We start from the raw sequence: 21,189 nt of genomic DNA on the forward strand, positions 1-21,189 counted from the left end.
GGCACGGGCCAGCGGCGGAGCAGTGAAACAGGGGCGGCGCTAGATCAGGCCGGTCTCCTGTGCGACGTGGACGGCGCGTGATCGGCCATCCACGTCGAGCTTCGTGAAGATATGGGCGAGATGCGTTTTCACGGTTGCCTCGCTCACGAACAGGGCGCGCGCGATCTCCCGGTTTGTGTCGCCGGTCGCAAGGAGTCGCAGGACCTCAATCTCCCGTTCGGTGAGTTTCGGGAGCGGCCGTCGCATGCCGCGGAGGACGCGGGCGGCGAGATCCGGCGCGAGGACGGTGTCGCCCGCTGCGGCACGCTGGATCCCGTCGACGATGGTGTCGGGTGCCACATCCTTGAGCAGGTATCCCGCCGCCCCGGCCTCGATCGCGCCGAGGATCTCGGCATCGCGGTCGAACGTGGTCAGGATCAGCACGGCGGGCGCGGGATTCAGCGCCCGCAGCGCCGCTGTGGTCTGAATGCCGTCCATGCCGTCGCCCAGGCGCAGGTCGCAGAGCACGACGTCCGGGTGCAGGGATCCCGCGAGCCGGATCGCTTCTTCTCCGGTTGCGGCCTCGCCCACCACGCGGACCGTGTCACCGATGTCGAGCACGGCGCGGAGCCCGCTGCGCACCACCGGATGGTCGTCAACGAGGAGCACGGTGGTGGTCATGACGGATCCTCCGGGGCGGTGTGGGGGTCGGCGGGTGCGGTGTGGGCGGCGGGCGCGGGGAACCGGTGCAGCGGCAGGTGCACCGAGAGCGCGGTGCCCTCGCCCGGCGCGCTCTCCACGTCGATTCCGCCGCCGAGTTCGCGCATCCGGGCCCGCATGAAACGCAGGCCGTAGCTCGACGACTCTCGCTCGGCGTGCGCCTCCCAGGCGGCGACGTCGAACCCCGCACCGTCGTCGATGAGGTCGAGCCTGACGGTGTCGTCGGCGTCGATCAGGCTCACCACGACCCGCGTCGCGGCAGCGTGGAGTCTGACGTTCGCGAGCGCGGACTGCGCGGTGCGGAGCAGGGCCACCTCGACATCGGTGGGGAGCGCGGGCAGCGTGGAATCGACGTGCAGCTCGCTCGAAATTCCCGTCTGCTGGTCGAGCTCATCGAGCATGCGCCGCAGGGCCTCTGCGAGGGCACCGTCCTCGAGTTCTGCGGGGGCGAGGGCCGCGACGATCCGGCGCACATCCGAGAGGCTCGCCCCAGCCAGCGTTTCGAGCTGTGCGAGCGTTCGCGCGGCCTCGGCGTCCCCGGTGCGGGTGGCCCCGGCATGGGCGAGCAGCCGGATCGACGAGAGCGCCTGCGCCACGGTGTCGTGAATATCGCGAGAGATCCGGGTGCGCTCTGCGATCGCACCGGAGTGACGCTGTGCGAGTGCGAGCTCATCTTGCAACTCGGCCATCTCCGACTGCGCATCCCGGAGCGAGCGCACGAGCCGCTCGCGTTCTGCGGCGTCCCGCAACAGTTGCAGGTAGCCGCGGGAGATCCCGAAGGCGAACACCCCACCGATGAGGGGGCCGATCACGTTGGCGTAGCTGGTGGTTCCGTGATGCACGATCGGCGCGACCGTGGTCACCGCGAGCACCACCGCCGAGAACAGGAGTCCCCAGCGGAGGGGGAGAAGATGCCCGGCGAGCAGCCACAGCAGGAACGCGAGCCACACAAATTCTGCCGACACGGAGACAGCACCGACCCAGATGACGGCGAAGCCGAGGAGCCACCACACCACGGCACCCCGGGTGCGGGGTGCCGGGAGTAGCGCACCGGCGGCGTGCCAGGCAAGGATCGCGCAGCCCGCCACGATCGCGGCGGCGGCCGGCGTCCCGTCCCCGATGGCACGAATCACGCCGATGGCGGTGAGCAGCAGTGCGATCAGGTGCTGCCCAATCTCCATCGCTCGGACCGTGGCACCCGTCGGCGCGGGCACCGGGGCGGCGTCGGATGACGCCGCCGGATCCGGCGAGGCGAGGGGCGCGTTGAGCAGGCTCATGACTTCATTCTCGCTGGTCGCGGCGCGATCCGCCCCGGCCACCAGATGCGATCCCCGAGCAGACTGAACAGGGCGGGCACGATCATGCTCCGTACGAGGAGCGTATCGACGAGCACACCGAGGCCCACGATCAAGCCGAGCTGGCCGAGTGTCACGAGGGGCAGCACCCCGAGCGCGGCGAACACGGCGGCGAGTACGATTCCGGCGCTCGTGATGACGCTGCCGGTGTGCGTGATCGCCTCGACCATGCCGTCCCGCGTGCCGTGCACCACGGCTTCGTGCTTCGCGCGGTGCACGAGGAAAATGGTGTAGTCGATGCCGAGGGCAACAAGAAACAGGAACGCGAGCAGCGGCACTTGCGGGTCGAGCGCGTGCTGGTCCCACATGACGCGACTCAGCCAGGCCCCCGCGCCAATCGCCGCGACCGCGCTCATCAGGTTCACGGCGAGGAGCAGTGCGGGGGCGATGAGCGACCGCAAGAGGAACACGAGCACGAGGAATCCGACGGCGAGCAGGAGCGGGGCGATCACCCGGAGATCCTGCGCGTTTCCGGCGCGCGCATCGAGTTCAGTGGCGGCGGCCCCGCCCACGAGCGCCTCGGCACCGGGCACAGCATGCACCGCCTCGCGGAGCTCCGTCACCTGCGCGAGGTTTGCCTCACTGCTCGGCGCATACTCGCTGGTCACCATGAGCTTGGTGAGCCCGGCATCGCTCGGCTCTCCGGCTGGATGCGCCCGCACCACACCCTCGACTTCTCGGATCGCGGAGAGGACGTCGGGGACCGCAGCATGCTCCGTGAGCACAAAGATGGGCTGTGCCTCGCCCGCGGGGAAGTGCGCGGAGAAGCTCTCGAGGCCCGCCGCTGACTCGGATTGCACGCGGAACTTCTCGGCCTGATCGAGCCCGACGGAGGTGCCCCAGAGCCCGCTCGCCATGATCGCGAGCACCGCGAGACCCGCAAGCAGGCTCGCCATGGGGCGGCGCACGACGCGGCTCGCGAAGGCCCGCCAACCGCGGCCGGGCCGCTGCGCAGATCCGGGGCGCGGCACAAACGGCCAGAACACGCCCCGGCCGCATACGGCGAGGAATGGGGGCAGGAGAAACAGTACCGCCGCGAGCGCGATGAGGAGCCCCAGTGCCGCGGGGATCCCGATGCCCCGCGTGCCCGGGATCACGGCGAGCAGCAGCGTGAGGAGCGCGAGCACCACGGTCAGGTTCGACGCGACGATCGCGGGCAGGCTCTTCCGCCACGCGGTGCTCAGCGCGGACCGGTGGTCGGTCGTCGTGAGGAGCTCCTCGCGATAGCGGGAAATCAGCAGCAGCGCGTAGTTGGTGCCCGCGCCGAACACGAGCACGCTGATGATGCCCGCATCGAATTGCAAGTCCCACTCGGCACCGGCGGCGGCGGTGACCCGGCCGGCGAGGCCGTCGGCGAGGGCGACCACGGTCAGCGGGATCAACCAGAGGATCGGCGACCGGTAGGTGGCGAGCAGCAGGATCGCGACGATCAGGATCGTGACGAACAGCAGCGTGAAGTCGGCGCCCTCGAACGCGCCAGCGATGTCGGCCCCGAAAGTGGGGCCGCCGGTCACCTGCAGGGTGAGGCCCGAGGGAGCATGCTGGGCCACCTGCGCGCGCAGTTCCCCAATGACCTCGGCGGTTTCCGTGTTGTCTGCGCCCACCGTCACCGGGGTGATGATCACGGCAGCCTCGCCGTCCTCGCTCACGGTGGGAGCGGCGGCGGGTTCGGGTGAGATCGCCGACCCCAGCTCAGTGAGCGCGGTCAGGTCCTGCGCGCTCAGGGCACCGCCCCCGTCCCGCGTCGCGACGATCAGCACGGACTGCTCGTCGGCGTTCGGGAACTCGGCGAGCAGCTCGCTCACTCGCGTCGACTCCGCGTCTGCGGGGGCGGGCATGTTGCGACTGGGGGCCTCCGCCCCGCCGAAGAGGCCGAAGAGTCCGACGAGGAGGGCGAGGGCCACGCCGAGCGCAACCCATGCCCCGCCGCGCGAGGTGAGCCAATCGGAAAAGCGGGTCGATCCGCGGGTGTGTGCCATACCTCCACTCCACCAGCCGTGCGGATTTCGAGCATCGCGCGAGTGGGTGAATCCCGGATCATCCAAATGGGTGATGCGGGCGAGGAAACTACGCTTCAGTCGGCGTTGCCGCGGGCTTCAGCCGGAACATGCGCACGAGGCTCACGGCGATGCCGCCGAACAGTCCCGCCGTGCCCACCACGGTGAGCGGCATCATCGACACGGGAAACATGATCTCGCAGATGATGCCGATACACATCAGCGCGCAGCAGGCGGTCACCCAGACGATCATCTGCTCGCCGAGCCGGTACATCGGCTGAGCGGTGTCCTCGGTGACCTCCACCGGGAAGTTGAAGTAGCGGGGGTGGAACGACAGCCAGGTCATGCCACCCACGAGCGCCGCCAGGATCGCGAGCAGCGGGAAGACGGAGCTCGGCGGCCCCCACGCGTCGGGCTCCCCGGTGACTCCGAAGTGCGTCGGCACGGAGTCGGGGAGCGCGGGGTAACGGAGCAGGGCGGCGACGATCGCGGCCCCGGTGAGGACCACGGTGGCGATCCGGATCCAACGCGTCACCGCGCCCGTACGATACGTGCGCTGTGGACGCTGCGCGTGACCGGAGGCGGCGGTGGATCGGGTCGGCTCCATCGTTCCAGGGTAGCGGGGTGCCCGCACTCGCGCATTGCGGTCGCTGACCCCGGGGAGAGGGATCGGGTGGTGGCCCCGGGAACCCAGGAGTGGGCAGTGCGCCGGGCCTGGACCCACTGTGAGCACTCTGGATAGTATGGGCGTCGTTGTGTGTTCTGGTCATGGGGGTGGCCGCCACGGCATCACCCTGACTGGTTCACGTCGGCGGACTGACGGGGGAATCATGGGGATCTTCGAGGAACACCGGCCGCTGCGCAGTGCAGCACGGCGGGGCGCGGGACTGATCGCGATCGCGGCGTTGACGCTGAGCCTGGTCGGAGTGCAGGGCTCGGCTGCCTGGGCAATGGACGAGGCAGCCTCTGGGCTCACCGACCCGGAGCTGATCGCATGCGTGAACGCAAAGCTCGGTGGCGGTCGGGCTCCTGACGCCACGGTGACCGCGGACGACGTCGCGGGAGTGACCGCGCTCAGTTGTGACCGGAACTTCAGCGTGACGTCCCTGGCAGGCCTGGAAGGTGCCACGAAACTCAGTTCGCTCTCACTCACCGGGGGCGGCCACGATCTCTCGGCCGCCGGTGCGCTCGACGCGCTCGCGAGCGCACCGAAGCTTGCGACCCTCTTCATGACCGGCGCGCAGGTGACTGACGCCTCGCTCCCAGGTCTCGCCGGTGCGCCGCTTCTCGCGACCGTGACGCTCAAGGAGAATCCGGAGCTTTCGGACCTCTCCCCGTTGGGGACACTGCCAAAGCTTCGGAAGCTCGACATTTTTGACAATCCGAAGGTGAGTGATCTTTCCCCGCTTGCGGATCGCACGCTTCTGACAGACTTGACCGCCGGCAAGCTTCCGCTCGTTACCGACCTCAGCCCGCTCCGGAACCTGACCGCGCTCACGTACCTCAACGTGCAGAAGAATGCGGTGACCTCGCTCTCACCGCTGTCGGGTCTGACCGCGCTCACCTCGCTGACTGCGTCGATGAACCCGATCACCTCACTCGAGCCCCTTGCCGCTCTGACCGCAATGAGGAACCTCGATGTCCAGAGCGCGCAGCTGACCAGCCTGCGCGGGATCGAGGATATGGTCGACCTCAGGACCCTCGATATCGCTGGCAATGCCACACTGAACGGCAAGATCGACGAGATCGCAGGGAAGCCGCAGCTGACCCGGATCCACATGAACGCGGTGGGGGCGAGCGACACGGCACCGCTCTCCGGGCTCACGTCGCTCACGAATCTGCAGGCTCTGGGGAACCACTTCGCCTCAATTGTGGGACTGCCCGCAGCCCCCGGCCAGGTCTCCACGGGCACCTTTGCGGTCACTGCGCAGCAGGTCCCTGGAGCAGCGCAGTACGTGCCCAAGGGCGCGAAAACGTTCCGATACGACGTCACGGGAGATCTTGAGCTCCGAGACGGGTCGTTCCCCGCATTCGGGGGCAACCAAGTGCCAACGCTGTCCCCAGAGTTCCCGCTCGTCGACATCAAGGTGTACCCAGCAATCCCGCAACTCGAGTACTCCTTCTCCGAGAACCCGCAGGGCAACGACCGATTTGCGGGAACGGTTGGACTGCCGATCGTGTGGAGCACGATTGAGAGCATCGACAGCGCAACGATCACGCAGGGAACGAGCTGGTCGCAGCCGATCTCGTACACGAGCGGCTTCCCTGCGGCGAGCTTCGCCCTTGCCGGGGATGTCCCGGAGTGGGTGGCGATCGATCCCAGTGATGGGACGATGTCGGGCACGCCGGATGAAGAAGGGGATTGGGCCTTCGAGCTGCGCGTCGCAGACGCGCTCGGCAACACGATGACCCAGCGGGTACATCTCTCCGTTCCCGCTGCCGCGAATGCGGTTGTCGAGATCGGCGCAGATCAGACGGCGGAGGCACCGGGCACCCTGGAATTCACGGTGACGCGCTCGGCGCTTTCGGCGGAGGCCTGGCAGGGTGCCGTCTCCGTTGATGTGGCAACGCTCGACGGAACCGCGACGGCCGGTGTCGACTATGTTGCCGTCAGCGAGACGCTGACGTGGGACGCGAACGACACAAGCGACAGGATCGTGCGGGTCGACACCCTGCCGGGGAGCGCGGGAGGAGAAAGCCGGGCGTTCACCCTGGAACTGAGCAACCCGAGCGCGCACGCCGAGCTGGGGGCCGGGTTCAGCAGCGACGGAATCATCACGTATCCCGTGCCCGAACCGACCACGATCGCGTTCGGCGGAGACCAGGTTGCGGAGGCAGGAGAATCCTTCAGCTTTGTGGTCTCGCGCGATGATGCGCAGCTTAACCCCTGGACGGGGGAGGCCAGCGTGCGGGTGACGAGTCAGGACGAGACCGCAATTTCGACGGGAGACGACCGCGACTACGATGCCATTGACACGACGGTGACGTGGGCGGCGGGAGAGACCGGCCCACAGCTCGTCGAGGTGACGACCTATCCAGGGAACGCGGGGGACGACGACCGTGAATTCGAGCTCGTGCTCTCCGATCCCGCGCCGACGAGCTTCACGCAGCTCGGCAGCCCTGCGCATGTGACCGGAACGATGGCGTTCCCTGAGCCTGAGCTGACCACGGTCGAGATCGAAGCTCCTCAGGGGGTCCGAGCCGGCGAAACCGTGCAGTTCTCCGTGACCAGGACGGACGCCGCCGTGAATCCGTGGCTCGGGGCGGTGACCGCCCGCGTGATCACGACGGACGGAACCGCGATCGCTGGCGAACACTATGTGTCGGAAGAGGTCGAGCTGCGGTGGGAGGCGGGCGACACCGACGCGCGGATCATTGAAGTAGCCACGCTTCCGGTGGCGGCGGGCGACCCAGATCGCTCGTTCGAACTCGTCATCGCGGACACCGGAACGCACACCACGGTGGGGAACGCAGCCGGGACCGCCACCATCGCGGCAGCGGTGCCCGGGACGACGGTGTTTACCGTGTCCGGGGAGCCGCGCGAGCTTGCGGGACGGACGCTCGAGTTCACCGTGGAACGTGCGGACGCGGAGAGTGATCCGTGGACGGGGATCGCGACCGTCAACGTTGCCACACAGGACGGGACTGCGCGCGCCGGTGCACACTACGTCCCGGTCGCCGAGACGCTGAGTTGGAACCCCGGGGACACGCGCGCGCAGACGGTGGCGGTCAGGACGATGCCCGTTCCTGCCGGGGATCCCGAACGCACGTTCTCCCTGGTACTGTCCGGCCCGACACCGGTGGAATACTCGGCGATCGGGGCGGCCGGGGCTGGTGTGGGGACCATCGTTGCCGAGACGAAGCCCGATCCCGGAACCCCAACGGACCCGGGAGAATCGACAGACCCCGGGGAACCGACGGACCCGGGAGGGACCACCGAACCCGGCGGCCCGGCCGAGCCCGGGGGAACCTCGGACCCCCAGACGCCCCGCCCGCCGACCGCGGGGCCGGGCACCAACGACGCGGGAACCGCGTCACCGCAGGGTCTCGCAACCACCGGCCGGGGGCTGAGCGCACTGGTGTGGTGGGGCGTACTGTTGAGCACGATGATCGGCGGCGGTCTCGCGGTTCTCGGCGCGCGGCGGCGCGGCGCGTAGCCGCGCGGCGGGGCAGGCACACGAAAACGCACCCGGGCATCCGCCCGGGTGCGTGAGTGGTGGAGCGTCGCTACTTCTTGGGGACGACGGGCGAGTCCTCGCCCGTGAGGCGCGACCGCAGTGCGGAAGCGCGGAGGATGTCTCCCTCGAGGAAGCCAATTTCTTCAACGGATAGTGAGGAGTTCGCCTTCGCCTTACCAATGGCCTCGAAGGCGGTCTGGATCTCATTTTCGAGACCCAAGGTCACGATCTCTTGGACCTCCTGGGGGAGGCGCTGGAAACTTTCAGACGGCATGAGTCACAGTTTACCGAGATCAGGGCGACAACGGCGAACCGAGTTTTGCGCTCGGTGCGTGAAGTCTCGGTGTCGATTCCGGAGAAGAGGGACGTCACAGTCCCCATTCACCTTCCCCCTGCTAGCGTGACAGCAGGATCGAGAAGGCGAGACATCCATGCGAACGCACCGCGTGCAGCCCGTCCTGCGTCCCGCGCAGGCGCTGGTAGCCGTTCTCGGAGTCGCCCTCTTTGTACTGCTGGGGATGCTCGGCATGCACCTGCACGAGACCCCTTCGACGGGCGCGTTTCTCTCGGGAAACGCGGTGAGCCAGAGCACTGAGCACCGAAGCGCCGTGTGGAACGCCGGCGCGGCTGCCGAGTCGCACGGGGCGTTCGCGCTCGACGCGGGCACCCCCCTCGACACGGGTGCCGGTGAGCCGGTCCCGGGGAATGGTGGCGGCCTCGGCGAGCTCGAGATGGCGACCGCTTGTATGCTCGCGCTCCTGGTGACGATGGTGCTGCTCGCGCCGCGTGTCTGGCGGATCAGCGCGCGGCGATCCCCGGCCCGAGGTGCGGCCGGCACCGCGTGGGCGCGCGCACTCGGCAGTGCGGCACCCGCCCGGTCACTCTTCGTGTTGCTGTCGATCAGCCGGACCTGAACGGCGGCGCGCCGCGCGGACCGTCGGTGCCGGGGATCTGAGCCTGGCCTCCCCGCGGTTCGTGGACCCCGATTCGATCCGCAGAGAAAGCCCGATGTCTGGTGTATTCCGCACTGCTCACCGCCTCCGAACGGTATGAGCTGACCACGCTGTTCGCCTTCGATGCGTCGAGCGCTTCGCCCCTGTCCTGGGTGGCGCTCGCGTGCGCCCTGCTCTACCTGGCAGGCGCGCTCTCGCTGTGGCGCGCCCGGAAACGGTGGAGCGTGCTCTCCACCCTGTCGTTTCTGTTGGGCTGCCTCATCTGGTGGGCGGCCACGGGCCTTCGCGGCAATGCGTTCGCGGAGGATCTCGTGTCCGTGCTGCTGTTCCAGCAGATCACCCTCCTGGTCGCGGTCCCGCCGCTCCTCCTCATGGGGGCGCCGGGCCGCCTGATCCTGCGCGCCGTCCCGCGCGCTGGGTGGGGACGACCGATACGCCGCCTGGCCCTCGCCGGATACCGCTCACGGACCGCGCACGCGCTCCTGCACCCCGGTGTCGCGATCTTGGTGGCCGGGATCGCCTTCCCCGGCCTGTACTTCACCGACGCCCTGAGCTGGGTGCTTGCCCTTCCGGGTGGGCACCTCCTGCTCCTCACCCTGTTCTTGGTGTTCGGGATCATCGCCGGGGCGCCGCTCTGGTCGTTGGACCCGCTGCCGCGCCGCCCCTCCTTCGTGGTTCGCCTGATCGACGTGTTGATCGAGATCCAGATTCACGCGCTGTTCGGGCTGATCCTGCTCCGCAGCGGCGGGGCGATGTTCCAGTGGTATGCGCAGGATCCGGAGGGGTGGGGGATCAGCCGCGCCCTGGACCAGGCGATCGGGGGCGGCCTCGTGTGGTCGTACGGCGAGCTGCCGCTCCTGCTCGTACTGATCGTCACACTGTCGAAGTGGCGTACGAGCGATATCCGCCGCGCGACGCGTCGGCAACCCCAAGAAGACGCCGACCTCGACGAATACAACGCCTACTTGGCGCAGGTTGCTGAACGCGACCGGCGCCCTCACACTCAGGAGAACTCCCGATGACTCAGTCAGACCCCCAGCCCGGCACGCAGCCGCCCGCCCCTCAGTCCCCGAAGCGGCCTATGAGCCGCTCTGCGAAGGCCGCATTGATCACGATTCCCGCGGTGTTCCTCGTGTTCCTGGTGTTCATCGTGATCGCGCTGTTCGCCCGTTCGAGCGCGCAATCGGAGGCGAGCGAGGCTGTGGCCGCGAACCGCGTGCCGCTTGTGCAGGAAAACTCCCGGGTGCTTGACGACGCGGGGCCCGAGGCCCCGACGCTGGTCGAGTTTTTGGATTTCGAGTGCGAGGCATGCGGGGCGCTGCATCCCGTCGTCGAGGACATCCGGGAACAGTACGATGGCCGTATCAATGTCGTCGTCCGCTACTTCCCGATCCCGGGCCACCTGAACTCGATGACCTCGGCGGTGGCGGTGGAGGCGGCCGCGCAGCAGGGGCAGTTCGAGGCGATGTACCGGAAGATGTTCGCCACGCAGACGGAGTGGGGTGAGCGGCAGGACTCCGAAGCCCTGCGATTCCGCGGCTTCGCCGAGGAACTCGGGCTCGATATGGCAGCGTATGACGCCGCGGTCGCCGATCCCGCGACCGAGGCGCGGGTGGCCGAGGACTTCGCGGCCGGGCAGGCGCTCGGCGTGCAGGGCACGCCGACGTTCTTCATCGACGGGGAGCTGGTCACCCCGACTCAGGTGTCCGACCTGACCGACGCGCTCGACGGCGCGCTCGCGGCGCGCGAGTAAGACAGTCGGGGGGAGGGGCGGGCCCCGGGGCTGAGCAGGGGCCCAGCCCGGACCCCTGCTCAGAACCGGTCGTCGAGGATCGCGGGCATGACCAGCTCGCGCACGGTGGAGGCGGGAGACAGGCCGAGCAGCGTGGTGACGACGGCCACGACGTCGTGCACGGGGATCAGCGTGCCCTCGCCACGCGCCGCCGCCTCCGCGCGCGGGACGGAGAGAGTGTCGTCGGTGTTGAGATAGCCCAGCTGCAGGGTCGTGACGCCGAGTCGGTCGCCGTGATACCGGGCGCGGAGGGCGTCCGCAATGCCGTTGAGGGCCGCCTTCGACGCTCCAAATGCGACCTCCGGCCGGCCGCTGCGGGGCAGCCCCGAGGTGGAACCCGTGAGGATCACCCGCGGCTGCGCGCCGGCGAGCAGCAGCGGCATGAGGCGCTGGAGGAGCAGGATCGGCCCGGCGACGTTGCTCGCGAGCAGGCCGAGCGTGACGGCGTCGTCTTGGGCGGCGAAGTCGTAGTCATCACTGAACGCGGTCGGCTCCCACACCCCGAGGTTGTAGAGCACCCCGTCCAGCACTCCGCCGGTGTCCGAAATGGCACCGACAACGGTGTCGGCGGCCGTCGCCGGGTCGCTGAAGTCCGCCGCGATCCAGCGCGCGGGATCGACGTCCGCCGGGACGCTCCGGGACACCCCCACGGTGTCGTGTCCCGCGGCCGCGAGACCGTCGAAGAGCGCGCGGCCGAGCCCGGAGCTCGCACCAACAATCAGGAGTCGCATGATGTGAAGTATGCCACTCCCTCGGTCCGCGCTCCTGCGAAGTCGCCGCGGCTGCGCCGGCCGAGCCCGTGCGCATCATAGGCTGAACGTGATGACAACTCTGGTGTGGTTCCGTGACGACCTGCGACTCGCCGACCACCCGGCGCTCGCCGCGGCGGCGACGGACCCTGGCGGCCTGATCGCGCTGTTCGTGCTGGACGAGGTGTCGGCGGGGGTGCGGCCCCTCGGAGGCGCTGCGCGGTGGTGGCTGCACGGCTCCCTCGAACGCCTGCGCGACGACCTCGCGGCGCGGGGGATCCCGCTCATCCTGCGCCGTGGCGCGGTGGGCGAGGTGGTTCCCGACGTGGTCGCCGACGCCGGTGTTACGCGCGTGCTGTGGAACCGTCGCTATGGCGGGGAGCGACACCACGATGCGGCGCTGAAGGAACGACTGCGCGCCGGTGGCGTTGCCGCGCACTCATTCCCCGGAAACCTATTGTTCGAGCCGGGCGCGATCCTGAACGGCCAGGGCCTGCCCTACCGCGTGTATTCCGCGTTCTGGCGAGCCTGCCTCGCCCACCCCGCACCGGCGGCGCCGGTCGCGATCCCGGAACACCTGACCGCAGCCGCGTCGCAACCGCAGTCCGACACGCTCGACGCGTGGGCGCTGCGACCCACCTCGCCCAACTGGGCCGGTGGGCTCGCCGAACGGTGGACGCCCGGTGAGGCGGCCGCGCAGGCGCGGCTCACGCGGTTCCTCGACGGGGGGACCGCGGGGTACGCGGCCGGCCGTGATTTCCCGGCGCGCGCAACCGGGTCGGAGCTCTCCCCACACCTCCGCTGGGGCGAGGTCAGTCCGCGCGAGGTATGGCATCGCGCCCTCGACGCGGGTGCCGACGTCGCCGTGTTCCTGTCTGAGCTGGGGTGGCGCGAGTTCGCGTGGCACACCCTGTTCGCCGCCCCGGATCTGCACCTGCGGGGGCTGAACGCGCACTTCGACGCGTTCCCCTGGGAAACGGCCCCCGGGGCCGAGTTGGCGGCCTGGCAGCGCGGTGAGACGGGATTCCCGCTCGTGGACGCCGGCATGCGGGAGCTGTGGCAGACGGGGTTCATGCACAACCGCGTGCGAATGGTGACGGCGTCGTTTCTCACGAAGAACCTGCTCATCGACTGGCGGATCGGGGAGGCCTGGTTCTGGGACACGCTCGTGGACGCTGACGCCGCGAGCAATCCGTTCAACTGGCAGTGGGTCGCGGGCTGCGGGGCTGACGCGGCACCGTACTTCCGGATCTTCAACCCGGTGACACAGCAGCACAAGTTCGACCGGGATGGCGCGTACGTTGAGCGCTGGGCACCCGACGCCCTGCTGACACCGGAGATTGTGGATCTGCGGGCGTCGCGGGTGCGGGCGCTGGCGGCGGCTGATCGGGCACGAGGCGCGACGCCGGGTTCGCCGTCAGCTGAGTGACCGCAGACCCCGCCGCACGATCCGCTCGGTGGCAGCGCCGGGGCTCTGCTCCAACCAGCGAGCCGTGAGTGCGCGGGCCCAGTCCGGCTGGCTTTTCGCGGCGTCATTGATCCAGTTCGCCACGGAGTCTTGCACGCTGCGGTCGGGGTCGGCGCGGAGCGGCTCCAGGAGTGGCTCGCCCAGCTCGGGGACGGTCTTGAACGCGGCGATATGCGCGGCCCACACACCACGCGGCCGCAGCGCCTCGCTTGCGAATCGCCGGATCCGCGGTGACGGGTCGCCGGTCCAGGCGGTGAGCCCGGCAACGGCCTCGGGCAGCCGCGCGACCAGCGGTGCGCGAACCGCCATCCAGGCCCACTCGCGGACCGTGAAGTGCGGGTCGTCGGCGAAAGGGCGGATCCGGGTGAGAAGCTGCGCGGTCGCCCGGTGCGGGGCGAGGTGGTCGAGCGGCTGCGCCCCGACCGCGAAGCTCGCCCACCCCCGCACCGTGTCGGAGGGGTGCGCGGCGAGGGGAGCGAGCTCCGCCGCGCTGAGGTGGGCGTGGACCGCGACCCCTATCGCGGTCATTCGTTTCAGGATTCCGAGCTGCTGCGCCTCCGCGGCGGCTGCACGCAGCGCGGGGCTGGCATCGGGCACCGCCGCGCGCAGCAGCGCGGGATGGTCGATGGCGAGCGCCTCGGTGAGCGTGCGTGCCTGCGCGGTTCCGGCATTGAGCGCGGCGAGGTGCTCCGGGGTGATGTCGCCGATCCGGCGCGCACCCGACTCAGCCACGGGGGTCCTGCGTCGCGAGCTGGTGCTGGATCGTGCTGAGCGCGGCGCTCGCCCGCGCAATGTCGGACGGGCTCAGGCCGGCGGTCAGCGAACTCAGCCACTCGCCGTAGCGCGGGCCGAGGGCCGCGAGCGTGGCGTGGCCGGCGAGCGTCACGGTGACGGTGAGTGAGCGGCGGTCCTCAGGGTCCTCGTGGCGCGTCACGAGTCCCTGCCGCACGAGCCCGTCGACGAGTCCGGTCACCGCGGCGCGCGTGATATCGAGCTTCGCCGCGAGGCGGGCGGGGGTTGCGGCGGGATCTTCCGCGGCGGCGAGCAGCACGCCGAACCGCGCCTCCGTGAGGTCGAATGGGGCGAGCTGCGTGGCGCACGCGCGGTCGACCAGCTGGGCCGTGCGCAGCACCATCATGAGGAGCTGCGCGGCCTCCGTCTCCTGCTGCGTGTGCCGGAGGAGCAGGGCGTGCTTCTCACTGAGGGGAGTGTCCATAGGGGTATATTATCAACCCCTAAACTATTTCCGCGTCACGAGAGTGCTGCCGCGAGCACCTCCGGGGCCGTGCGATGGTGAAAGGCGAACCCCGAGCCGGTGAGCACCGCCGGCACCACGGTGGCGTCGGCGAGCAGCAGCGAGTCGGCCGCGTCGCGCCCGAGACCTAGGCGCAGCGCCCACGCCGGGGCCGGGAGCACATACGGGCGGTGCATCTGGCGGGCGAGCTCCCGGCCGATTGCGCGGGCGCTCGCGGGCGTGGGGCCCGCAAGGTTCACCGGGCCGGTCACGCCGGCATCGATGATGTGCCGGATCGCGCGCACCTCGTCGTCGAGCGAGATCCACGGCCACACCTGATCCCCGCCGCCGAGCGGGCCGCTCAGCCCGAAACGTGTCAGCGGCAGCAGCGGTTTCAGGACGCCGCGCGGGTGCAGGATCGAGGCCGTGCGGAGCAGCGCGATGCGCGCGTCGGGCCCGGCGGTCAGTGCCGCCGCCTCCCATGCGCCGCTCAGCTCCGCCAGGAACGTGTGGCCGGGGGCATCCTGTTCGGTGAGGTGTTCCCCCGGGCGGTCACCGTAGATTCCCACGGCCGAACCCGAGAGGAACGCGGGTGCATCGCGTCCGAGGGCGCGCACCGCAGCCGCAAGGGTGCGCGTGGGGAGGATACGGGAGTCCCGGAGGGCCGCGCGATAGCGCGCGGTCCACGGCAGCTTCCCGATGCTGGCACCGTTGAGATTCACGACCGCCCGCGCGCCCGAGAGCACCGCCGGGTCGAGGGGGCGTGCGGGATCCCAGGCGACCTCGTCCGGCTGGGTCGCGGCCCGGCGCACGAGACGGGTGACCGGAATGCCGTCCGCGCGCAGGCTGGACACGAGCGCGCTCCCGATCAAGCCGGAAGAGCCGGAGATGATGATGCGTGCCGTCTGTGTCATGAGCCCACCTGCCAGAAGAGAATGAGTATCAGAGTAACCGCGAAACCCGCGCCGTAGTTCAGCCAGATGAATCTTCGCCAGGCCCGGTTCGTGTCCGCGGCGGTCTCATCGGTGACGCGGACCCAGGGCGCGCAGTTCACGAGGTAGGGGATCGCCAGCAGCGCGGCGAGCGGTCCCGGCCACGGCACGGCGAGCATCAGGAGCCCCGCCGCGAGCCAGAGCGCCAGCGCGATGCGGACGGTCCGGCGCGCGCCGCAGGCGGTGGCGATGGACGCGATCCCTGCCGCGCGATCGGGACGGATGTCCTGCACCGCGCCGAACGCGTGCGCGGCCATGCCCCAGAGGAAGAACGCGAACAGCGTGAGGAGCAATCCGGTATCCGGGATCGCGCCCCCGAGGGTGAGCCCCACCGCGGCCGGGCTCACAAAGTGAATACTGGACGTGATCGAATCCCACCCCGGGCGCTCCTTCAGGCGGAGCGGCGGCGCGGAGTATGCGAGGAGCGCGGCCGTGCTCACCGCCAGCGCGATCCAGGACGCGGGCCCGCCGACCGCCACGAGCACGATGAGGAAGGGCAGGTTCGTGGCGAGCACGAGCCAGAGGAGCGGCCGATGCAGGCGCGGAGCCAGGAGCGCGCCTTCGATGCCGCCCTTGCGGGGGTTGGCGAGGTCAGACTCGTAGTCGAACACGTCGTTGATCCCGTACATCGCGAGATTGTAGGGGATGAGGTAGTAGAGGGTTCCGAGCGCCCACACCCAGTCGATCTCGCGGGTGGTGAGCAGCAGCGCGGCGGCAAAGGGGAACGCGGTGTTGATCCAGCTCACGGGCCGGGAAGCCAGGACGGCCTGGCGCACGAGGTCCGGGAGCGGAACGCCCCCGGGGCGCGTGAGCAGAGCCCAGAGCGCCGGAAGCGCGACGACGATGGCGATCGGGTAGGCGAAGTCCTCGAGCGGCGCGAGCCCGATGCGGACGCCCGCGAGCGGCGCCGGTGCGTAGTGGAAAAACCCGAGCCCGATCAGCAGGCTGTCGAACACGGCGGTGAGGAGCAGGAGCGCCCCGCCGGCGAGAGCGACAGCGGGCCAGTGCACCCCCGGGCGACCCGCTCGATGCGCGAGCGCCCACGCGGTGCCGCCGGCGACGGCGAGAAAGATCGCGGCGAGCAGCGGATAGCTCATGATCCCGGCTCCGTCCGATCGTTGGGTGCCGGGCGGGCGCGCGGCGTCCGTGCGCCCAGCAGGCGTGCCGCGCCCGTGTACAGGATCATGGTGCAGAGCACCAGGAATACGAGGAACACGGGTTCCTCGAGCGGCATCTCCGGAGCGAGCACCACGCCGGTGGCGTGCACCGGGTCGCCGCGGAGAAAGATCCCGCTCGCGATCCCGGCGGCGTCCCACAGCAGCAGGAACGCGGTTCCGGCGAGCGTGACGAGACTCGCGGCCGCGGGGGAGCGCCAGTAGAACAGTCGGAAGCGACGGTCGATCAGCAGCATGCAGCCGATGCCGGCGGCGAGGGCCGCGAGGTAACTGAAACCGACGAGGCCGGTCATCGGCGGGGCTCCGCGGCCGTGGGCACGCGCACCGGGAGCGGCCCGGGGGAATGGTCCCCGCGGATGCGCTTGAGCACGAGCTCCGCGCTGATCAGGCACATCGGTACGCCGACGCCGGGGGCGGTGGTCGCTCCCGCGTAGTACAGGCCGCGGACCTTGCGCGATTGGTTCTGCGCGCGGAACATCGCGCTCTGACGCAGCACGTGCGAGGGGCCGAGCATCCCGCCGCTCCAGGAATGATAATCAGAGACGAAGTCTTCGGGCCCGATCGTCTCTCGCAGCACCACGCGTTCCGCGAGATCCGGGATCCCCGCCCACGAGGCGATCTGCGCCACAGCCGCATCCACGGCGCGCTCGATCGCCGCGTCGCCGGCCCCGTCGGGCCCGCCGCCGCCGAGCTCCGGATCCGCGGGGACGGGAATGAGTACAAAGAGGTTCTCGTGGCCCGGGGGCGCCACGCCCGGATCGGTCGCGCTCGGCCTGCAGACGTAGATCGAGGCCGGATCCGGAATCGCCCGCTGTGGCCCGAAGATCGCCGCGAAGTTTGCGTCCCAGTCCCGGGTGAAAAAGAGCGAGTGGTGCGCCAACTCGGGGAGCGCACCGCGGACGCCGAGGAGCGCGATCACGGCACCCGGACCGCTCTGGCGGCGGTGCCACCAGGCCTCGGGGTACGTCTGGGCCTCCGGCGGCAGGAGCTGAGTCTCGGTGTGGTGCAGATCCGCCGCGGAGACCACGGTGTGCGCGTGCTCAATGTGCGTGCGGCCCTCGGCGTCGCGCCACCGCACGCCGTTGGCAACGAGTGCCCCGCCCTCGCGACGGGTGAGGATCTCGGTGACCTCGGCACCCGTCACGATCTCCGCGCCCGCGTCGATGGCGAGGGCGCCCAGGCGATCAACGAGCTCCCCGAAGCCGCCCATCGGATATCGCACCCCGTCGCCAAGGTCGAGCGCGCTCATCAGGTGGTACATCGCCGGGGCGCGGCTCGGATCCGTGCCGAGGAACACCGCCGGGTAGCCGAGGACCTGCCGGAGCACCGGGTGGCGGAAGCGGCGGGCCACGAAGCGTTCAAGGCTCCCGGCAAGCAGCGGAGCGAGGCGAGGAAACTCGCGGAGCACGGGCCAGGCCCCGAGCGAACGGAGCCGGGTGAAGGGATTGTAGAGAAAGAACCGTTCAGCCAGTTCGGTCGCGTGTTCAGCCGAGGCGACATAGCGCTGCACGCTCCGGGCACCGCCGCGCTCGAGACGTTCGAACGCGGCGGCGACGCGTTCCGGTCCGTACGGCACGTCGAACGGCCGCCCCGCGGGGGCACCGGGCCCCGGCTCCGAGAACACCCGATACCCGGGGTCGAGGAGCCGCAGATCGAGCTGCTCGGCGGTGGTCGTCCCCAGGAGATCAAAAAAATGATCGAACACGCGTGGCATGAGATACCAAGACGGGCCGGTGTCGAAGCGGAAGCCGTCGCGCGCCTGCGTGCCCGCCCGGCCGCCCCAGCGCGCGCCACGCTCGAGGAGGCGGACGTCGTGGCCCTCGCGGGCGAGCAGCGCCGCCGTCGCGAGTCCCGCAACGCCGCCGCCGATGACCAGGGTCCGCGTCATGTGAGGGTGCTCCTTCGGGTGTCGAGGGCGGCGCGCGCCACGAGCCAGGCCTTGGTCGGCCCGGGCACGCGCACGCGCCGCTGCGTCAGCTGTTCGGTGGGGGTCCGCGCGAGGCGTTCGTTCAGGCTGCGGAACAGCCGCAGTGCGGTGGCGACGGCGAGCTGCGCGTCCCGTGGCAGGAGCGGCAGGGTGGCCTCGGCCTCGGCGAGCTGCGCGCGGATGATCGCGACCCAGCGCGCCTGCGCCGCCGAGTCCAGGCCCGCGGTCGGGCCGAGGTAATGGCGCCCGAGGCGATCCGTATCATCGGCGAGATCGCGCAGGAAGTTCACGTTCTGAAACGCCGCGCCGAGCTGGCACGCGCCGCGCTCGAGCACGGTGACCTGCTCGGGTCCCGGGTCCTGGTCGCGGATGAACACCCGCAGGCACATGAGCCCCACCACCTCTGCGGATCCATGGACGTAGCTCGCGTGTGCCGACGCGTCGAACGCGGTGCCCGGGGAGACCAACCGCACCTCGTCGCCGGGGCGGGGCGGGAGATCGCTGCGCATCGACGCGAAGAACGGAGCGACCAGTTCGGCGTCGATCCTGGCCTCTCGGGCGGTGTGCGCAAACGCGTGCACGATCGGGTTGCTGCTGTAGCCGCGAGCGATCGCCGCGCGGGTGTCGTCCTCGAGCCGGTCAAGTTCGCGATGCTGCTCGGCTGGCGCGTACCCGGCCTCCCCGGTCACGCCGTCGACGAGCTCGTCGGCGACGCGGACGAGGCCGTAGATGTTGCGCACGTGACCGCGGTGGCGCGCACCGAGCAGTCGGGTCGCCATGCCAAACGACGTTGAGTACGTGTCGATGACGCGGGCCGCCGAGCGCTCGCACGCGACGGTGTACCGGCGAAGCGGGGTGGCGAGATCGGGGGCTGCGGTCATGCGCGCCGCCCCGTGAGCTCGGCGACCAGGGCGGAGATGACCGCCGCGAGCGGCCGGGGGAGCCCGGCCTCCTCCGAGCTGCAGATCTCTCGGCACTGGGCGACCCGGTCCGCGACCAGCGATTCCACCGCGCGCTCCGCGCCGCAGGCGCGCAGCTGCTCTCGGATCGTGCGGCAATCCGCGTCGCTGAGCTCGCCACCGCCCCAGCGTGCGGCGATCTCGGGCCACAGGGCGGTGTCGCGCGCGTGTGCGATCAGCGCGGTCTCCTTGCGTTCTCGGAGGTCAGAGAACGCGTCCTTCCCGTGCTCGTCCGGGTGCCCGAACGTGGAGAGCAGATCGTCCTGAAGCTGAAACGCGAGCCCGAGGGCCTGTCCGAGCCGGGCGAGCGAGTGGTCGATCGCGCGGTCGGCACCGGCCAGGATCGCCGCAGCCCGAAGCGGCAGTTCGAACGTGTAGGTCGCGGTCTTCAGCTGGCTCATCCGGAGAACAGCGTCGCGGGTGACCGGGATGGCGCCGGTGCTCAGGGCGACGTCGAGGTGCTCGCCCGCGACGGACTCGACGATGGTGTGATCGAGCAGATCGAGCAGACGGTCCCGGGCGGGCCCCGGGAGCGCTTCGCGGGCGACGAGCTGGTGCGCCATGCTCAGGAACAGATCCCCCATGAGGATCCCGCTGGTCTCGGCCCAGCGGCGGTCCAGATCCTCGCGCCCGCCGTGTGCCCCGTCCGCGGGCGTCTCCCCGGGTGCGCCGGCGCGGTCCTGGCGTTCTCGCAGTACGGCACCGATGAGGTTCGGGCGACCGCGGCGAGTCAGGTCGCCGTCGATCACGTCGTCGTGCAGCAGGAAGGCATAGTGCAGGATCTCGGTCATCGCCGCCATCCGAACGACGGCGGCGTGGGTCAGCGGCACGCTCACGCCCGGCGCGATGAGCGCGTCGTAGGCCCCGAGGAGCAGGCGCGGTCGGAGGAGCTTCCCGCCGATCGCGCGTTCGCGGGCATGCTGCCAGAGGCGCGCGAACTCGGACCCGTAGCGGGCGGCCTGCGCCGCGCGGCCGCGGAGCAGGCGATCGAGCTCGGCAGACACTGACTCCGCGCCAGCGACGGGCCCCGGGTGCGTCCCGCTCTCCCGGATGGGACGCACCGTCGCGGCGATCGCGGGGGCGCTCACGCGGGTCCGTCCCAGGCGAGGGCGTCGGCGGCGATGAGCTCCGGGAGCTGTGCGCGAAGCCACGGGCTGAAGGCGAACGGGGCGACCGCCACCGCGGCCGCGAGCGCCGCGGGTGCGATCCAGGCCCACTCGGCGACCTCGTCGGGGTGGGGGGTGATGTCGCCGGAGAGCTGTGCGACGAAGACCGGGCAGAACTCGTTCTCCACGGTACCGCCCGGATCGGTTGCGCGATAGCGGAAGCTCGGAAGCACCGAGGTCACATCCGTGATCTCGGCGCGTAACTCGTCCGCGGCGCGGCGGTGCACGGCGGCCGGCAGGGGCTCGTTCGGGGCCGGGTGGCCGCAGAAGCTGTTGGTCCACACGCCCGGCCAGCTTTGCTTCGTGAGCGCCCGGCGCGTGAGGAGGACCTCGCCATCCGCGTTGCGGAGGTAGCAGGAAAATGCGAGGTGAAGCGGGGTGTCGGCGTGGTGAACTTCCCGTTTGGGCAGCGATCCGATGGCGGCGTGCTGCTCGTCCAGCAAGACGACCATTTCGGGGACGGGCACGTGATCTCCTGACGTCGAATCATTGTTTGCAGAAGACTACTATAGAAAACCAGTTATATTATCTCCTCAGTTAATATA

Annotated in this window: 20 protein-coding genes; 5 read left to right on the forward strand and 15 right to left on the reverse strand. The window is 70.2% G+C overall.

Going from position 1 to position 21,189, the window contains the following annotated elements; translation table 11 throughout:
- Nucleotides 1-39 precede the first annotated feature (39 nt).
- The 4 genes from D3230_RS15240 to D3230_RS15255 all read right to left on the reverse strand — a co-directional run bounded on the left by D3230_RS15240 (nucleotide 40) and on the right by D3230_RS15255 (nucleotide 4,658).
- Nucleotides 40-660 carry a response regulator gene (locus D3230_RS15240; RefSeq protein ID WP_202345913.1) on the reverse strand — a complete coding sequence of 207 codons (621 nt, stop codon included), beginning with the start codon at nucleotides 658-660 and terminating at the stop codon, nucleotides 40-42.
- Entirely contained in the window at nucleotides 657-1,976 is a 1,320-nt protein-coding gene (locus D3230_RS15245) for a sensor histidine kinase (RefSeq protein WP_202345914.1), read from the reverse strand. Before D3230_RS15245 ends, D3230_RS15240 begins: the two co-directional genes overlap by 4 nt.
- A complete protein-coding gene (locus D3230_RS15250; RefSeq protein WP_202345915.1) occupies nucleotides 1,973-4,033 on the reverse strand; it encodes an MMPL family transporter in 2,061 nt (686 codons plus the stop codon). Before D3230_RS15250 ends, D3230_RS15245 begins: the two co-directional genes overlap by 4 nt.
- Nucleotides 4,034-4,121: 88 nt before the next feature.
- Nucleotides 4,122-4,658 (reverse strand): DUF1648 domain-containing protein, encoded by a 537-nt coding sequence (locus tag D3230_RS15255; RefSeq protein WP_202345916.1) that lies wholly within the window; start codon nucleotides 4,656-4,658, stop codon nucleotides 4,122-4,124.
- Between the two features lie 223 nt (nucleotides 4,659-4,881).
- On the opposite strand from D3230_RS15255, the gene D3230_RS16265 reads away from it, so the two are divergent.
- A complete protein-coding gene (locus tag D3230_RS16265; protein WP_202345917.1) occupies nucleotides 4,882-8,208 on the forward strand; it encodes a Calx-beta domain-containing protein in 3,327 nt (1,108 codons plus the stop codon).
- Between the two features lie 70 nt (nucleotides 8,209-8,278).
- On the opposite strand, the gene D3230_RS15265 is transcribed toward D3230_RS16265, so the two are convergent.
- Nucleotides 8,279-8,503 carry a hypothetical protein gene (locus D3230_RS15265; protein ID WP_202345918.1) on the reverse strand — a complete coding sequence of 75 codons (225 nt, stop codon included), beginning with the start codon at nucleotides 8,501-8,503 and terminating at the stop codon, nucleotides 8,279-8,281.
- A 157-nt stretch (nucleotides 8,504-8,660) separates the two neighbouring features.
- Between D3230_RS15265 and D3230_RS15270 the strand changes: the two genes are divergently transcribed.
- The 3 genes from D3230_RS15270 (at nucleotide 8,661) to D3230_RS15280 (ending at nucleotide 10,935) form a co-directional block, all read left to right on the forward strand.
- On the forward strand, nucleotides 8,661-9,143 hold the full coding sequence (locus D3230_RS15270) for a hypothetical protein (protein ID WP_202345919.1): 483 nt from the start codon (nucleotides 8,661-8,663) through the stop codon (nucleotides 9,141-9,143).
- Between the two features lie 101 nt (nucleotides 9,144-9,244).
- Entirely contained in the window at nucleotides 9,245-10,204 is a 960-nt protein-coding gene (locus tag D3230_RS15275) for a cytochrome c oxidase assembly protein (RefSeq protein ID WP_337249201.1), read from the forward strand.
- 59 nt (nucleotides 10,205-10,263) lie between these two features.
- Nucleotides 10,264-10,935 (forward strand): DsbA family protein, encoded by a 672-nt coding sequence (locus D3230_RS15280; RefSeq protein ID WP_202345920.1) that lies wholly within the window; start codon nucleotides 10,264-10,266, stop codon nucleotides 10,933-10,935.
- A 59-nt stretch (nucleotides 10,936-10,994) separates the two neighbouring features.
- On the opposite strand, the gene D3230_RS15285 is transcribed toward D3230_RS15280, so the two are convergent.
- The gene (locus D3230_RS15285) at nucleotides 10,995-11,705 is read right to left on the reverse strand and encodes an SDR family NAD(P)-dependent oxidoreductase (protein ID WP_202345921.1); all 711 of its coding nucleotides are present in this window, start codon (nucleotides 11,703-11,705) and stop codon (nucleotides 10,995-10,997) included.
- Nucleotides 11,706-11,796: 91 nt separating this feature from the next.
- Here D3230_RS15285 and D3230_RS15290 point away from each other — a divergent pair, with 91 nt between their 5' ends.
- A complete protein-coding gene (locus tag D3230_RS15290; protein ID WP_202345922.1) occupies nucleotides 11,797-13,152 on the forward strand; it encodes a cryptochrome/photolyase family protein in 1,356 nt (451 codons plus the stop codon).
- On the opposite strand, the gene D3230_RS15295 is transcribed toward D3230_RS15290, so the two are convergent.
- The 9 genes from D3230_RS15295 to idi are packed head-to-tail and all read right to left on the reverse strand — an operon-like array spanning nucleotide 13,141 to nucleotide 21,111.
- A complete protein-coding gene (locus D3230_RS15295) occupies nucleotides 13,141-13,923 on the reverse strand; it encodes a DNA alkylation repair protein (RefSeq protein WP_202345923.1) in 783 nt (260 codons plus the stop codon). The two genes, D3230_RS15290 and D3230_RS15295, sit on opposite strands and share 12 nt — an antisense overlap.
- A complete protein-coding gene (locus D3230_RS15300) occupies nucleotides 13,916-14,407 on the reverse strand; it encodes a MarR family winged helix-turn-helix transcriptional regulator (RefSeq protein ID WP_202345924.1) in 492 nt (163 codons plus the stop codon). Before D3230_RS15300 ends, D3230_RS15295 begins: the two co-directional genes overlap by 8 nt.
- Nucleotides 14,408-14,442: 35 nt before the next feature.
- Nucleotides 14,443-15,339, reverse strand: coding sequence for a TIGR01777 family oxidoreductase (locus D3230_RS15305; RefSeq protein ID WP_202345925.1), 897 nt, complete (start codon nucleotides 15,337-15,339; stop codon nucleotides 14,443-14,445).
- The gene (locus D3230_RS15310) at nucleotides 15,336-16,514 is read right to left on the reverse strand and encodes a prenyltransferase (RefSeq protein ID WP_202345926.1); all 1,179 of its coding nucleotides are present in this window, start codon (nucleotides 16,512-16,514) and stop codon (nucleotides 15,336-15,338) included. The genes D3230_RS15305 and D3230_RS15310 overlap by 4 nt, the downstream gene beginning before the upstream one ends.
- Nucleotides 16,511-16,885 (reverse strand): lycopene cyclase domain-containing protein, encoded by a 375-nt coding sequence (locus tag D3230_RS15315; protein ID WP_202345927.1) that lies wholly within the window; start codon nucleotides 16,883-16,885, stop codon nucleotides 16,511-16,513. The genes D3230_RS15310 and D3230_RS15315 overlap by 4 nt, the downstream gene beginning before the upstream one ends.
- On the reverse strand, nucleotides 16,882-18,480 hold the full coding sequence (crtI, locus tag D3230_RS15320; protein ID WP_202345928.1) for a phytoene desaturase family protein: 1,599 nt from the start codon (nucleotides 18,478-18,480) through the stop codon (nucleotides 16,882-16,884). The genes D3230_RS15315 and crtI overlap by 4 nt, the downstream gene beginning before the upstream one ends.
- Entirely contained in the window at nucleotides 18,477-19,400 is a 924-nt protein-coding gene (locus D3230_RS15325) for a phytoene/squalene synthase family protein (RefSeq protein ID WP_202345929.1), read from the reverse strand. Before D3230_RS15325 ends, crtI begins: the two co-directional genes overlap by 4 nt.
- On the reverse strand, nucleotides 19,397-20,566 hold the full coding sequence (locus D3230_RS15330; protein WP_337249202.1) for a polyprenyl synthetase family protein: 1,170 nt from the start codon (nucleotides 20,564-20,566) through the stop codon (nucleotides 19,397-19,399). The genes D3230_RS15325 and D3230_RS15330 overlap by 4 nt, the downstream gene beginning before the upstream one ends.
- A complete protein-coding gene (idi, locus tag D3230_RS15335) occupies nucleotides 20,563-21,111 on the reverse strand; it encodes an isopentenyl-diphosphate Delta-isomerase (protein WP_337249203.1) in 549 nt (182 codons plus the stop codon). Before idi ends, D3230_RS15330 begins: the two co-directional genes overlap by 4 nt.
- Nucleotides 21,112-21,189: the final 78 nt, after the last annotated feature.

Source organism: Leucobacter chromiireducens subsp. solipictus (assembly GCF_016758195.1).
Taxonomy (GTDB): domain Bacteria; phylum Actinomycetota; class Actinomycetes; order Actinomycetales; family Microbacteriaceae; genus Leucobacter; species Leucobacter solipictus.

Bases quoted from the DNA above. Each gene is read 5' to 3' on its own strand.
- D3230_RS15240 (WP_202345913.1), bottom strand. From the start codon at position 660: ATGACCACCACCGTGCTCCTCGTTGACGACCATCCGGTGGTGCGCAGC.
- D3230_RS15245 (WP_202345914.1), bottom strand. From the start codon at position 1,976: ATGAGCCTGCTCAACGCGCCCCTCGCCTCGCCGGATCCGGCGGCGTCA.
- D3230_RS15250 (WP_202345915.1), bottom strand. From the start codon at position 4,033: ATGGCACACACCCGCGGATCGACCCGCTTTTCCGATTGGCTCACCTCG.
- D3230_RS15255 (WP_202345916.1), bottom strand. From the start codon at position 4,658: ATGGAGCCGACCCGATCCACCGCCGCCTCCGGTCACGCGCAGCGTCCA.
- D3230_RS16265 (WP_202345917.1), top strand. From the start codon at position 4,882: ATGGGGATCTTCGAGGAACACCGGCCGCTGCGCAGTGCAGCACGGCGG.
- D3230_RS15265 (WP_202345918.1), bottom strand. From the start codon at position 8,503: ATGCCGTCTGAAAGTTTCCAGCGCCTCCCCCAGGAGGTCCAAGAGATC.
- D3230_RS15270 (WP_202345919.1), top strand. From the start codon at position 8,661: ATGCGAACGCACCGCGTGCAGCCCGTCCTGCGTCCCGCGCAGGCGCTG.
- D3230_RS15280 (WP_202345920.1), top strand. From the start codon at position 10,264: ATGAGCCGCTCTGCGAAGGCCGCATTGATCACGATTCCCGCGGTGTTC.
- D3230_RS15285 (WP_202345921.1), bottom strand. From the start codon at position 11,705: ATGCGACTCCTGATTGTTGGTGCGAGCTCCGGGCTCGGCCGCGCGCTC.
- D3230_RS15290 (WP_202345922.1), top strand. From the start codon at position 11,797: ATGACAACTCTGGTGTGGTTCCGTGACGACCTGCGACTCGCCGACCAC.
- D3230_RS15300 (WP_202345924.1), bottom strand. From the start codon at position 14,407: ATGGACACTCCCCTCAGTGAGAAGCACGCCCTGCTCCTCCGGCACACG.
- D3230_RS15305 (WP_202345925.1), bottom strand. From the start codon at position 15,339: ATGACACAGACGGCACGCATCATCATCTCCGGCTCTTCCGGCTTGATC.
- D3230_RS15310 (WP_202345926.1), bottom strand. From the start codon at position 16,514: ATGAGCTATCCGCTGCTCGCCGCGATCTTTCTCGCCGTCGCCGGCGGC.
- D3230_RS15315 (WP_202345927.1), bottom strand. From the start codon at position 16,885: ATGACCGGCCTCGTCGGTTTCAGTTACCTCGCGGCCCTCGCCGCCGGC.
- crtI (WP_202345928.1), bottom strand. From the start codon at position 18,480: ATGACGCGGACCCTGGTCATCGGCGGCGGCGTTGCGGGACTCGCGACG.
- D3230_RS15325 (WP_202345929.1), bottom strand. From the start codon at position 19,400: ATGACCGCAGCCCCCGATCTCGCCACCCCGCTTCGCCGGTACACCGTC.